Here is a 13,162-nt window from a genome sequence, read left to right on the forward strand (position 1 = left end):
GGCCGGTTGTGCTTGAGCGCCCGATCAAATTACGGTGCACGCGCCGCAGTGACGGGAAGCCGGTGAGAATCCGGCGCGGTCCTCGCCACTGTGACCGGGAAGCGATCCCCGCCGGGAACGTCACTGGCACCCGCGAGGGAGCTGGGAAGACGCGGGGGCAGCGTTGATCCGGGAGTCAGGAGACCGGCTGCGGCGCCGCAAGGAGAGTTGACCTTCCACGAGGTATGGAGGAGCCCGTCATGACGAGCCCCGCAGCACATCTGTCCGCCGTCCGCGTGCCCAAGTGGGCCTTCGCCGTTGCTTTGCTCGGCCTGATCGTGACCTACCTGGTCCTGCAGGAGAACGGCCTCGCGCTCGGTGCGAGCTCGCAGCTGCTGCACGAGTTCTTCCACGACGGCCGGCACGCGCTCGGCGTCCCGTGCCACTGAGCCGACCTCCAGCCCAAGCACATGACGACCACGTACAAGTCGCTGGCGCTGCGCGGAGTCGGAGCGGGCCTCGTCGCCGGCGTCGCCTCCGCGCTGGTGCAGCTGCTGGTGACCGAGATCCCCATCCGCGCCGCGCTCGCGGTCGAGGAGGCCAGGGAGCCCGCCGCCGGTGAGGGCCACTCGCACGGTGGCGAGGAAGAGCTGGTCAGCCGCGGCGCCCAGGTCGTGGGTGGCATGCTCGGCGTGATCATCGTCGGCATCGCGGTCGGGCTCGTGTTCGCCACGGCCTACGCGCTGTCGAAGCGGTGGTTCGTCGACCGCACGCCGTTCAGCCGCAGCTTCGCGCTCGGTGCCGCGGTGTTCGGTGCCGTCGCACTCCTGCCGTGGCTCAAGTACCCGGCCAACCCGCCCGCCGTGGGCGACCCGGAGACGGTGAACTACCGGACCGCGCTCTACCTCGGCGTCGTCGCCGCCGGACTGGTGATCGTGTGGGGAGCCGGCTGGCTCGCCGAACGGCTCCGGAACCGGACGCAGCCCGTCCGCGTCACGGCGGTGCTGCTCGCGGTGGTCGCGGCCGTCGCGGTGGTGCTGCTGGCGTTCCCCGCGCCGCCGGACACCGTCCCCGCGGACATGCCGGTGAACGTGCTGTGGCAGTTCCGCCTCAGCTCGCTCGCCCAGCTGGCGGTGCTCTACGTCGGCATCGGCGTGATGTTCGGCCTGCTGATCGACCCGGCCGCGCGCCGGGCGAAGGCCTCCGACCGGGCCGCTGTCGCCTGATGGAGTGGGGTGGTCGCACACTCGGCCACCCCGCCCAGCCGGCGTTGGTACGTTCGGTGCATGCCTGACAGCGCTGAGTTGCTGGAACAGATGCGTCAGAAGCTCGAGTTCTTCGAGCAGGCCAACCGCGCGGCCGACGCCCGTGCCGCCGGTTACGACGCGATGGGCGGCGAGCTGAGAGGCGTTGAGGCCAGCGTCCAGTCCCCCGACCGCGCCGTCACGGTCATCGCGGGTTTGTCCGGTTCCATCAAGGACATCCGGTTCAGCGAGGACGCGCGGAAGCTCTCCCCGGCCCAGCTCTCCCAGTCCGTGATGTCGGCGCTGCAGCAGGCCGTCGCGGCCGCCGCGCGTCAGCAGGCGGAGATCGTGCAGAGCCACACCGACCTCCCGATCGCCGAACGCGTGCAGCAGACCCAGCAGGAGATCTTCGGCCGCCCCGCCGATGCGCCCCCTCGCCCGCCGGTGGACGACGACGAGGACACCGGCAGCATCTACCGCAGGGATGATCGCTGGTGACCGGCTTCGTGGTGCACCCGGACGAACTGGCCCGGTGCGCCAAGACGGTCGGCGCCCTCTCCACCACGTCGACGAAGCTCAACGACACGGCCACGTCGGCGTCCGTCCCAGCGATCAGCTGGGGCGCGCTCGGCCACCTGCTCGGCCTGTACGAGCAGTACGACGGCCTCCTCGGCGACCTGCACGGCCACTTCGGCAAGATGACCGAGGGCTTCGGCAAGATCGACGCCGCCCTCACCGCCACCGCGCAGACCTACGCGGGCCACGAGCAGACGACCACCGACGCGTTCGGCAAGACCCTCCAGTCCGACCTGGACAGCGCGACCGCGCCCCCGATGGTGTCGGGAGGGAAGGCCACGTCGAACGCCGGTGCTGTCCTCGGCGGCTACACCGACCAGTACTCCGGCGACAACGTGGGCAAGTCGTCGGCGAAGCTGGTTCCCTTCGGCGGCAGCAGCTACTCGCTCATGAAGGACAGCGCGAAGCTCGGCGACGACCTCAAGAAGGGCGATGGCGAGGCCATCGCGAAGGACGTCGTCAGCGTCATCTCCGACATGAACGGCTTCATGCAGGAAGGCATGAAGTTCGCCGGTGCCATCACCGATCCCCTGAACTGGCTGATCTCCAAGGGGCTCGGCTGGTTGCTGGACGTGGTCGCGCCGCTGAAGCAGGCCGTCGACCTGGTCACCGGCGACCCGGCGGCCACGAGCAAGGCCGCGGGCGCGTTCAACGACATCGCGAAGCAGACCGAGGACCTGGCCCGCACGTTCGACGAGAAGCTGCACGAGGGCCTGCAGAGCTGGAAGTCCGAGGCCGGGGACAAGGCCGCGCAGAAGCTCGGCGGGTTCCACCACGGCATCGAGGGCACGGCCGGCACCGCCGGGCACATCGCCTCGCTGCTGCAGGGCAGCAGCATGTTCATGCAGGTCGCCGAGGACATCCTGAAGGGCATTCTGAGCGACCTGATCGAGTGGCTGGTCGTCACGTGGGTCGCCGCCCAGCTCGCGGCCATCCCGACGTGCGGGGCGTCCGAGGCCGCCGCGGCCGCCGCCACCCCGGTCGAGGCCGGGATCTCCACCGCGAAGGCGGGCAACGAGGTCAACAAGGTCCGCTCGCTGATCCAGAAGATCATGAACGTGCTGAAGCGGATCCGCGAGGTGCTGCGCGAGTCGAAGATCGGCAAGGCGTTCGTCGAGGGTGTCGCCAAGGACAAGCCCGCCACGTTCGGCAAAGCGCTCGACAAGGCCGTGCGGGATCAGGCGAAGAAGGCGATCGGCCTGGACAAGAGCAAGGTCGGGGACGACAAGTACACCGACCCGATCAAGATCGCGAACAAGGTCGCCGGGTATGCCGACGGCATCTACAAGACCGTCGCGTACGGCACCAAGGGCGACGAGTCCGCGAAGACCGACGAGGAGCTCGACATCTGATGTTCGGGTCGCGCAAGCCCGCAGAACGCACCGAGACGTTCGGCGGGCGCACGTTCATCGTCCGCGACGAAGAAGAGACGACCTTCAGGCACGGCGTGTCCGACTCGGGCAACTACTACACGACGGAGTTCGAGCGCATCAGCACGGTCATCGGCCCGTGCCCGCCGCTCCGTGTCACCACGCGCGGCGCGAACCAGCTCGACGACCGCAACGACGGCGCCGTGGCGGTCGGGGTGCCGTCGTTCGACGACAGGTTCCTGGTGCACTGCCACGACATCGCCTTCGTCCGTCGCATCACCCCCGCGCTGACCGCCCGTCCGACGAAGTTCACCGGAACGCTCGAAATGCGCGACAGCTGGATCTGCCTGCGTCCGGAGGGCCGGGGGCACGCCCCGGACTCCGCCGCCTACCTCAACGCCCTGATCCCCTTGCTGCCACCGGAGCTGCGCCGATGACCGACGCCCCGATCATCGTGCCGCTGTCCCCCGAGCTGGCCGTGGTGATCGAGCAGGACCGCGTGTACTTCAGCCGCCTGGCGGCGGGCGCCCCGGTCGACTCGCCGGTGTTCGGCACGCCGCTGGCCGCCGTGCTCCTGGTGCAGCCGGGCGAGCTGCGCAAGGAGCTCAAGTACAAGATCGACCAGCGCGACGGCCTGCAAACCAAGATCGTGCTGCCACCAGGCCCCGCGGTGTGGATCCGCGCGGCCTACGACGTCCTCGTACCCACCCGCGACCCCGTCGGTCTCGCGGCCGAGGTCGAACGACGACGGCGCCGCGTCGCCCGGCACGGTGGCCTGGCCGCACCCGAGGTGTGGAAGATCAACCCGAAGCTCCGGGTCGCCGGCCCGCACGGCTTCGAGCCCGGTGGCGCGGAGTTCGCGCCCGCACGTCCGGAGAAGGCCAGGTGGGAGGCGCTCGCTCCCGGCCAGGTCGGTGAGCCGTCGCCCGGCACGCCGCCGTCGGCGCCCGTCGTGCCCTCCTCGGTGCCGTACCCGGAGTCGCTGCCGGTGATCACCGAGACGCTCGCGGGCGGGGTGCGGTTCTCGGTGTCGGTGCGCCGGACGTTCCTCGGGTACGAGCCGGTGGAGGCCGGGCTGGTCACCGAGACGCCGCCGGTGTCGTCGCTGCACGTGCCGCTGGCGGGGTGGCACGTGGTGCGGGCGGGCACGCTGCGCGGCGGCCTGCCGCCGATCCGGCGGTGTGCCGCGGACGGCCGGACGGAGATCAGGACGGACCTGCCGGACGGTCCCGCGCTGTGGCTGTGGGGACCGTTGCGGGAGTGGGTGATCGCCACCCCGCGCGCCGCCGAGCTGGCCGCCGAGATCCGGTTGCGGCAGGGCGTGGGGATGATGTTCCCGCTGTCGAGCGATCTGGGGGCCGAGCGGCGGACGTGGCTCGACCTGCCGACGACCAAGCCGGTGGACACGCCCGAGGGACGGGCCCTGCCGCCGGTGCCGGAGTGGGCGCCGGTGACGCCGACGCTCGTGCCGCGCGAGTGCTGGGTCTGAAAATCGCCGGTGCCGCGGGCGGCTCTACTGATCGGTCTCGGTGCTGATCTCCGAGACGTGCGCGCTGACGATTCGCCAGCCGGCGGGCATCCGCACCCACGTCTGGCTCTGCCGGCCCACGACCGGCCGGCCGGGGTAGCGGAACAAGGTCGTCACCACGGCGGTGTCGGTGCCGAAGGTGGTGATCCGGGTGTTCTGAACGTCCCGGCCGGCGAGTGGTCCCTGGGTGGCGCGCCACGCGCGCAGTTCGTCGATGCCCTGCTGGTGGTCGGCGATGCCGAACCGGACGGTGGCCGGGCTGGCCCAGAACGACTCGTCCAGCACGGCGTGGTCGCCGGCCAGCAGTGCGGCTTCGTAGCGTGCGAAGGCCGCCGACACCTCGGCGTGCACGACCGGGTCGTCGACAACGGGGCCGGTGGTCCCGTTGCCGACGACCCGGTTGGCCGTGTTCATGAGGCGGATGCCGCGGGCTTCGCGTCGATCACGTCGGTGGGAGACGTCGGATCGCGGTGGAACAACGCGAACAACGCGCAGACCACGGCGAAGAACAAGTAGCCCAGCGCGACCTGACCGCCACCCGCGTTCCAGCCGACCTGCGGGGCGTGGATCAGCCCGACGAACGACAGCACCGCGCCGGCGGCCGCGTATCCGGCGGCCCACCAGAACTGCTTGTCGATGAGGAACGCGGTGATCGCGCCGAGCACCAGTCCGGCCAGGATGGCGCCGTCGCCGAGCAGGTGCAGGCCCTGGTAGACCACGCCCGCGCTCTCCAGGGCGGGTTCACCGACCTTGGCCGCGCTGGTGCCCGCCGCCGACAGCACGTTGTCCATCTGGCCGGTCGCCCACGACGCGACGTTGGGGATGATGGCCATGACCACCGCCACCGCGTGCGGCCGCGGCACGACGCGGAATGCCTGCGCGCCGATCAGCAGGCCGATGTACAGCAGGATCGGCACGATCGCCGGTACCGGCAGCAGCGCGCTGAGCAGACCGAACAGGCCGCCGAAGCACAGCAGCGCGATCACGACGCCGGTCAGCATCGAGTACGCCGTGCGGCCGCCGACCTCCTTCCACCCCGGGTGTCCGATGTAGACGGCGGGCGGGAACGGCGAGCCGAGCGCCGAACCGACGATCGCGCCGATGCCGTCGGCCAGCAGCACGCTGCGCAGGTTGAAGTTGTCGCCCGCGGCCGCGGCGCTCTCCACGTTGGTCATGCCCTCGGTGAAGTTGTAGATGCCCAGCGGGATGGCGGTGGCCAGCAGCGGGCCGATCTCGGACAGGCCGCGCCACAACAGGTCGAACTGGAACGACGGCAGGCCGGTCACGATGTCCCTGGCGGCCGTGGACACGTCCGCGGGGTGCATGTAGCCGCCGACCCAGCCGATGGCGGTGCCCACCACCAGCGCGGCCATCCCGATCGGGATGCCGAACGGCAGCTTCACCCCGGCGAAGAAACCGATGAGCAGCAACGCGAACACCGGCAGCGCGATCCACGCGGCCGCCCACATCTGACCGGCCGGGCGCATCGAGATGAACGCGATGGAGATGCCGGCGAGCGTGCCCAGCATCGCCGCCTGCGGCGTGAACCGCCGGATGTACGGGCCGACGAACGCACCGGCCAGCACGATCAGGCCGATGATGAACGACCACGCGAGGCCCGCCTGCCATGCCTTGATCGGGTCGTTCGTGCGCAGGTACACCGGCAGCATGATCACGAACGTCACGATGAACATGTGCGGCACGCTGGGCCCGTACGGCATCGCCGTGACGTCGGTGCGGTTCTCCTTGTGGGCCAGGCGTCTGCCGAGCCAGGCGTAGTAGACGTTGCCGATCAGCAGCTGGATGCCCAGGGCGGGCAGGATCACCCCGTACACGTCGCCCGAGGAGATCTTCGCGACGCCCAGGCACAGCCCGGTGAGCACCAGCACGTTCACCAGGACGTTGAAGCCAAGACCGAAGAACGCGTTGAGGTCACCGCTGACCCACAACGGCAGTTCGACATCGGAATCGGAGCGGTTGCGGGCGAGGATGGACATGACCGGTTCCTTCCGCGGGTCTCAACGGGCCGGGGTGGCGAGAACGGAAATCGCGGCGATGTAGGCGGACGACGGAGCGACCCAGCCGAAGATGCCGCCCTGCGCGGAGATCATGGCCAGACCGGTGTCCTGGAACTCGGGGAAGTACGAACCGACGCAGTCCGACAGCACCAGGCATTCGTAGCCGCGGTCGTTGGCCTCGCGGACGGTGGTGTGCACGCAGACCTCGGTCGTCACGCCGGTCACCACCAGAGAGGTGATGCCTGCCTCGGCCAGCACCGTGCCGAGTTCGGTGTTGTAGAACGCGCCCTTGCCCGGCTTGTCGATCACCAGTTCGCCGTCGGCGGGCGCGAGTTCGTCGATGATGCCGTGGCCGTGTTCACCGCGGATGAGGATGCGGCCTCCTGGACCGAGATCGCCGATGCGCATCGACGGGCGGCCGCGCTGGAGCTTGGCCGGCGGGCAGTCGGACAGGTCCGGCAGATGGCCCTCGCGGGTGTGGATCACCGTCATGCCGGCGGCCCGCGTCGCGGCGAGGGTTCGCTGGAGCGGGGCGATGACACCGCGCAACCGGCTCACGTCGTTGCCCAGCGTTTCGCCGAACCCGCCCGGTTCGACGAAGTCCCGTTGCATGTCGATCACCAGGAGCGCGGTCGTGGCCGGCTCGAACAGAAACGACGTGGGGTCGGCGTCGACCGTGAGGGGAGTGGTCATCGGCTGTCGGGCCCTTTCGTCTTCGGTCAGTCGGTGGTGGTCGCCCCGATCACGGCGTCGGAAGTGGAGACGGCCCCGAACACGCCGCCCTGCATGGTCACCATCTTCAGCGCGGCCGCGTGGTTGCCCGGATCGGTCGCGCCCGTGCAGTCGGACAGGATCAGGCACTCCAGGCCGCGGTCGTTGGCCTCGCGCATCGTGGTGTGCACGCACACGTCGGTGGTGATGCCGGTCAGGATCAGGTGGCTGATCGCGTTGGCGCGCAACACCAGATCCAGGTTGGTGGCGTAGAACGCGCCCTTGCCCGGCTTGTCGATCACGACCTCGCCGGGTGCGGGCGCGACCTCGTCGACGATCTCCCAGCCCGGTTCGCCGCGCACCAGGATGCGCCCGGCCGGTCCCGCACTGCCGATCTCCGCGCCGATCCGGGCCGAACGCCAGCGCTTGTTGGGCGGCAGGTCGGTCAGGTCCGGCAGGTGACCTTCCCTGGTGTGGATCACCAGCATGCCCACGTCACGGGCGTGGGCGAGGAGCTTCTGCGTGCCGGGCAGGCCCGCTCGGGTGAGTTCGAGGTCGTAGCCCATCCGCTCGACATAGCCACCAGGCCCGCAGAAGTCGGTCTGCCAGTCGATGCACAGCAGGGCGACCCTGTCGACCGGTACCACCGTGTCGTAGGGCCAGGGGTAGGGATCTGCCTGAACCGGTCCTATCCGCGCGGTCATAGTTGTCGATTGTCGACCGTTTGATTTCCAACGGGACCGTTGTGAGTTACGTCTCAGTTACCAGCGCGGTTCTTCGACTCACTTCAGGAACTGGCGGGCACCGTGGTGGCTCAACTCGCGCAGCGCGACATCCAGGTCGCGGGTGGCCAGCGCGTCGCGCAGCCGCCGATGCCGGTGCAGGCCTTCGACCGGACTGCGCTCATGGGCTTCACGCTGCAGGTTGGTCGCCATGTACAGCTGGAGCTTCGCCACCACCGGCTCGTAGGCCGATCGCAGGTGCCAGCGCCCGGCCAGTCCGACGACCGCGAGGTGAAACCGGCGATGCGCGGCCGCGGCGACGAGGCTGTCACCGGTCTCGACCGCCCCCGCCAGCATCTCCAGCGCGGCGTCCAGTTCGGCGAGATCGAGGTCCACCCGTCGCAACGCGACCGTGATCGCGTGGCGTTCCAGCACGTCACGCAGCTCGAACAACTCGTCGACCTCGGCCTCGGACACCGTGGCCACGCGCACGCCCCGGCGCGGCATGTGCTCGACGAGGCCCTGCTGGCCCAGCAGCCGCAGCGCCTCGCGCAACGGCGCCCGGCTGATGCCGAACCGCCGGGTCAGCTGTTCCTCCACGATCCGGTCGCCGGGTGCGAGTTCGCCGCTGAGGATGTCCTCGCGCAGCCGGCCGGTCACGGTCTCGACCAGGCTCGGCGGCGCGATGCCAACGACCACGTCATCGGACACGCCCCCACCTCCTCGCCCGATCCGACATCCGACCACCCCATGATAACGAGACGTCAGCAACCCGTCGCCGTCGGTGAACACCGCCGCTCGGCTCAGAGGGCTTTCAGGACCTCCAGGTCCACGCCGACGAGCGAGTCGCGGAAGATCCGCCGCTCCCCCGGCTCCACCTCGACGTCGCACGGCACCACCAGCACGGTGCACCCGGCGGCGACCGCGGCCGCCACGCCCGTCGGCGAGTCCTCGATCGCCACGCACCGGGCCGGATCGACGCCCAGCAGCCGCGCCGCCTTCAGGTACGGCTCGGGCAGCGGCTTGTTCAGCCCGTCCACCTCGTCCCCGCACACGGTGACGTCGAACAGATCCCGCCCGATCGTGTCCAGCGCGACCTCGGTCAGCGCCCGCTCGGTCGAGGTCACCAGCGCCATCGGCACACCGGAGGCGCGCACCGCGCGCAAGGCCTCCGCGGCTCCCGGACGCCACGGCAGCCCGGCGCGGAAGACCTCCTCGGTGCGGCGCGAGATCCACGCGGCGCCGTCCACCAGGTCCTCGGGGGAAGGGTCGATGCCGACGTCGGCGAACAGCAGGCGCATCGTGGTCGGCACGTTCGTGCCCACCATGCGTTCGCGGGTCTCCAGGGAGAGCGTTCCGCCGAGCTTCTCGGCGTACTCGTAGAGCGGGATGTCCCACAGCTTCTCGGAGTCGAGCAGCGTGCCGTCCATGTCCCACAGAACGGCGGAAAGGTCAGACATTGAAGTACTTCGCCTCCGGGTGGTGCGCCACGAAGGCGTCGGTTGACTGCTCTGGGTGCAGCTGGAGCTCCTCGGACAGCGTCACGCCGATGCGCGAGGGTTCCAGCAGGTCGACGATGCGCTTGCGGTCCTCCATCTCCGGGCAGGCGCCGTAGCCGAACGAGTAGCGCGCGCCGCGGTAGCCGAGCCGGAAGAACTCCTCGACGTCGGACGGGTCCTCCGAGGCCACGGACAGACCTGACGGCCACACGAGCTCCTCGCGGACGCGCTTGTGCCAGTACTCGGCCAGCGCCTCGGTGAGCTGGACGCCGAGGCCGTGGACCTCCAGGTACTCGCGGTAGGCGTTCTTGCCGAAGAGCTCGTTGGCGTAGTCGGCGATCGGCCGGCCCATCGTCACGAGGTGGAACGCGATGACGTCGACCTCGCCGGACTCGCGCGGACGCCAGAAGTCCGCCAGGCACAGCCGGCGGTCGCGCTTCTGCCGCGGGAAGGTGAAGCGGAAGCGTTCGGGCGACCGCACCGACGGCTCTTCCAGAATGATCAGGTCGTCGCCCTCGGACACGCACGGGAAGTAGCCGTAGACGACCGCCGCGTGGGCGAGAACCCCTTCGGTGGCAAGGCGTTCCATCCAGTAGCGCAGGCGCGGGCGGCCCTCGGTCTCGACCAGCTCCTCGTAGGTCGGGCCGCCGCCGCGGGTGCCCTTGAGACCCCACTGGCCCATGAACGTCGCCCGTTCGTCCAGCAGGGCTGAGTAGTCGGCGACCGGGATGCCCTTCACGACCCGGCTGCCCCAGAACGGCGGCACCGGGATCGGGTTGTCGGCGGCCACGTCCGAACGGCCGGTGAACGTCTCCTCGGGTTCGGCAGCGGCTTTGCGGGCCGCCGCGATCCGCAGCGAACGTTCGCGGCGGGCCTTGCGCTCCGCGGCCTTCGCCTGCGCCTCGGGGTCGGCGAGCGGTGCCTCGCCGCGCTTGGCCGCCATGATCGCGTCCATCAGGCGCAGGCCCTCGAACGCGTCACGCGCGTAGCGGACGTCGCCGAAGTACATCTCGGTCAGGTCGTTCTCGACGTACGCGCGAGTCAGCGCCGCACCGCCCAGCAGCACCGGCCACCGCGCGGCGACACCCCGGGAGTTCATCTCCTCGAGGTTCTCCTTCATGATCACGGTCGACTTGACCAGCAGACCGGACATGCCGATCGCGTCCGCGCGGTGCTCCTCGGCGGCTTCGAGGATCGCGTTGATCGGTTGCTTGATGCCGATGTTCACGACCTCATAGCCGTTGTTGGACAGGATGATGTCGACGAGGTTCTTGCCGATGTCGTGGACGTCGCCCTTCACCGTGGCGAGCACGATCCGGCCCTTGCCGCCGTCCTCCGACCGTTCCATGTGCGGTTCGAGGTGCGCGACGGCGGTCTTCATGACCTCGGCGGACTGCAGCACGAACGGCAGCTGCATCTGGCCGGAGCCGAACAGCTCGCCGACCGTCTTCATGCCCGCGAGCAGCGTGTCGTTGATGATCTGCAACGCCGGGCGCTGCTCCAGCGCGGCGTCCAGGTCGCCTTCCAGCCCGTTGCGCTCGCCGTCGACGATCCGGCGCTCCAGTCGTTCGAACAACGGCAGCGCGGCCAGTTCCTCGGCGCGGGAAGCACTGTTCGACTTCGTCGTGACGCCTTCGAACAGCTCCATGAGCTTCTGCAGCGGGTCGTAGCCCTCGCGGCGGCGGTCGTAGACCAGGTCCAGGGCCACCGCGCGCTGCTCGTCGGGGATGCGGGCCATCGGCACGATCTTGGACGCGTGCACGATCGCGGTGTCCAGACCGGCCTGCACGCACTCGTGCAGGAACACCGAGTTGAGCACCTGCCGCGCGGCCGGGTTCAGTCCGAAGGAGACGTTCGACAGGCCCAGGGTCGTCTGCACGTCCGGATAGCGGCGCTTGAGCTCGCGGATCGCCTCGATCGTCTCGACGGCGTCGCGGCGGACCTCCTCCTGGCCGGTGGAGATCGGGAACGTCAGGCAGTCGACGATGATGTCGGAGCGCCGCATGCCCCAGTTCCGGGTGAGGTCCTCGATCAGCCGGACGGCGACGCGGACCTTCCACTCGGCGGTGCGGGCCTGGCCCTCCTCGTCGATGCACAGCGCCACGACCGCCGCGCCGTGCTCGGAGACGAGCCGCATGATCTTCTGGAACCGCGAGTCGGGGCCGTCGCCGTCCTCGTAGTTCACCGAGTTGACCGCGCACCGGCCGCCGAGGCACTCCAGACCGGCCTGCAGCACCGCGGGTTCGGTCGAGTCGAGCATGATCGGCAGCGTCGACGCGGTGGCCAGCCGGGACGCGAGCGCGCGCATGTCCGCCTCGCCGTCGCGGCCCACGTAGTCGATGCAGAGGTCGATCAAATGGGCGCCCTCGCGCGTCTGGTCGCGCGCGATCTCGATGCAGTCCTCCCACTTCTCGGCCAGCATCGCCTCGCGGAACGCCTTGGAGCCGTTGGCGTTCGTGCGCTCGCCGATCATCAGCACCGAAGCGTCCTGTTTGAACGGGACGGCCTGGTACAGGGAGGACACGCCGGGCTCCGGGCGCGGCCTGCGCGCGGACGGTCCGAGGTCCCTCACGGCCTCGGCGACCTGGCGCAGGTGCTCGGCGGTCGTGCCGCAGCAGCCGCCGACGAGCCGTGCGCCGAACTCGGTGACGAACCCCGCCAGCGCCTGGGCGAGCTCTTCCGGGCCGAGCGGGTAGACCGCGCCGTTCGGGCCCAGCTCGGGCAGGCCGGCGTTGGGCATCACCGACAACGGGACGCGCGCATGCTTCGACAGCGTCCGCAGGTGCTCGCTCATCTCGGCGGGACCCGTGGCGCAGTTGAGCCCGATCAGGTCGATGCCCAGCGGTTCCAGCGCGGTCAGCGCGGCGCCGATCTCCGACCCCAGCAGCATCGTGCCGGTCGTCTCCACGGTGACCTGCGCGATGATCGGCACGACCCGGCCCTCGGCCGCCATCGCGCGTTTGGCGCCGATGATCGACGCCTTGGTCTGCAACAGGTCCTGCGAGGTCTCGACGATGATCGCGTCCACGCCGCCGGCCAGCAGGCCTCTGCACTGCTCCACGTAGGCGTCGCGCAGCGTCGCGAACGGGGCGTGGCCCAGCGTCGGCAGCTTGGTGCCGGGACCGACGCTGCCCAGCACGAACCGCGGCTGCTCCTTCGTGCTGAACTCGTCCGCGACCTCACGGGCGAGCGCGGCACCTCGTTCGGACAGGCGGAAGATCTCCTCGGCGATGTCGTACTCGGCCAGGTTGGCGAGGTTGGCGCCGAACGTGTTCGTCTCGACGGCGTCCACGCCCACCTCGAGATAGCCGCGGTGCACGGCCTTCACGACGTCCGGGCGGGTGACGTTGAGGATCTCGTTGCAGCCCTCCAGACCGTTGAAGTCGTCGAGGGAGAGGTCAGCGGCCTGAAGCATGGTGCCCATGGCGCCGTCAGCGACGACAACCCGGTTCACCAGCGCTTCCAGCAACGGCGACGCTCCGCGATCACGCATGGGCCAAGCCTACGATGAGTTG

Annotated in this window: 13 protein-coding genes and 1 riboswitch; of the genes, 6 read left to right on the top strand and 7 right to left on the bottom strand. The window is 69.9% G+C overall.

The window, feature by feature from the left end; genetic code table 11:
• Positions 1-29: 29 nt before the first annotated feature.
• Positions 30-206, top strand: a riboswitch (cobalamin riboswitch).
• 33 nt (positions 207-239) lie between these two features.
• Genes ACWEIJ_RS05290 through ACWEIJ_RS05315 form a run of 6 tightly spaced genes read left to right on the top strand, consistent with a single transcriptional unit; the run spans position 240 to position 4,658 of the window.
• Complete coding sequence (locus ACWEIJ_RS05290; RefSeq protein ID WP_355438859.1) at positions 240-428, top strand: CbtB domain-containing protein; 189 nt, start codon at positions 240-242, stop codon at positions 426-428.
• A gap of 21 nt (positions 429-449) precedes the next feature.
• On the top strand, positions 450-1,205 hold the full coding sequence (locus ACWEIJ_RS05295) for a CbtA family protein (protein WP_449835919.1): 756 nt from the start codon (positions 450-452) through the stop codon (positions 1,203-1,205).
• Positions 1,206-1,265: 60 nt separating this feature from the next.
• Positions 1,266-1,721, top strand: coding sequence for a YbaB/EbfC family nucleoid-associated protein (locus tag ACWEIJ_RS05300; protein ID WP_449835920.1), 456 nt, complete (start codon positions 1,266-1,268; stop codon positions 1,719-1,721).
• Positions 1,718-3,151, top strand: a complete 1,434-nt coding sequence (locus ACWEIJ_RS05305) for a hypothetical protein (protein ID WP_449835921.1) — start codon at positions 1,718-1,720, stop codon at positions 3,149-3,151. The genes ACWEIJ_RS05300 and ACWEIJ_RS05305 overlap by 4 nt, the downstream gene beginning before the upstream one ends.
• Positions 3,151-3,606 carry a hypothetical protein gene (locus ACWEIJ_RS05310; protein WP_449835922.1) on the top strand — a complete coding sequence of 152 codons (456 nt, stop codon included), beginning with the start codon at positions 3,151-3,153 and terminating at the stop codon, positions 3,604-3,606. Before ACWEIJ_RS05305 ends, ACWEIJ_RS05310 begins: the two co-directional genes overlap by 1 nt.
• The gene (locus ACWEIJ_RS05315; protein WP_449835923.1) at positions 3,603-4,658 is read left to right on the top strand and encodes a hypothetical protein; all 1,056 of its coding nucleotides are present in this window, start codon (positions 3,603-3,605) and stop codon (positions 4,656-4,658) included. Before ACWEIJ_RS05310 ends, ACWEIJ_RS05315 begins: the two co-directional genes overlap by 4 nt.
• 24 nt (positions 4,659-4,682) lie before the next feature.
• Here the strand turns inward: ACWEIJ_RS05315 and hpxZ are convergent, their stop codons facing one another.
• The 7 genes from hpxZ to metH form a co-directional block, all read right to left on the bottom strand.
• Positions 4,683-5,111 carry an oxalurate catabolism protein HpxZ gene (gene hpxZ, locus ACWEIJ_RS05320; RefSeq protein WP_449835924.1) on the bottom strand — a complete coding sequence of 143 codons (429 nt, stop codon included), beginning with the start codon at positions 5,109-5,111 and terminating at the stop codon, positions 4,683-4,685.
• Positions 5,108-6,694 (bottom strand): regulator, encoded by a 1,587-nt coding sequence (locus ACWEIJ_RS05325; protein ID WP_449835925.1) that lies wholly within the window; start codon positions 6,692-6,694, stop codon positions 5,108-5,110. Before ACWEIJ_RS05325 ends, hpxZ begins: the two co-directional genes overlap by 4 nt.
• A 21-nt stretch (positions 6,695-6,715) precedes the next feature.
• Positions 6,716-7,408 carry a cysteine hydrolase family protein gene (locus tag ACWEIJ_RS05330; protein WP_449835926.1) on the bottom strand — a complete coding sequence of 231 codons (693 nt, stop codon included), beginning with the start codon at positions 7,406-7,408 and terminating at the stop codon, positions 6,716-6,718.
• Positions 7,409-7,434: 26 nt separating this feature from the next.
• Positions 7,435-8,130 (bottom strand): biuret amidohydrolase, encoded by a 696-nt coding sequence (biuH, locus tag ACWEIJ_RS05335; protein WP_449835927.1) that lies wholly within the window; start codon positions 8,128-8,130, stop codon positions 7,435-7,437.
• 78 nt (positions 8,131-8,208) lie between these two features.
• The gene (locus ACWEIJ_RS05340) at positions 8,209-8,859 is read right to left on the bottom strand and encodes a GntR family transcriptional regulator (protein ID WP_449835928.1); all 651 of its coding nucleotides are present in this window, start codon (positions 8,857-8,859) and stop codon (positions 8,209-8,211) included.
• 92 nt (positions 8,860-8,951) lie between these two features.
• Positions 8,952-9,608 (bottom strand): HAD family hydrolase, encoded by a 657-nt coding sequence (locus tag ACWEIJ_RS05345; protein ID WP_449835929.1) that lies wholly within the window; start codon positions 9,606-9,608, stop codon positions 8,952-8,954.
• Positions 9,601-13,140, bottom strand: a complete 3,540-nt coding sequence (gene metH, locus ACWEIJ_RS05350) for a methionine synthase (RefSeq protein ID WP_449835930.1) — start codon at positions 13,138-13,140, stop codon at positions 9,601-9,603. The genes ACWEIJ_RS05345 and metH overlap by 8 nt, the downstream gene beginning before the upstream one ends.
• Between the last annotated feature and the right edge of the window lie 22 nt (positions 13,141-13,162).

The sequence above is a fragment of the Lentzea sp. NPDC004789 genome (assembly GCF_053601075.1).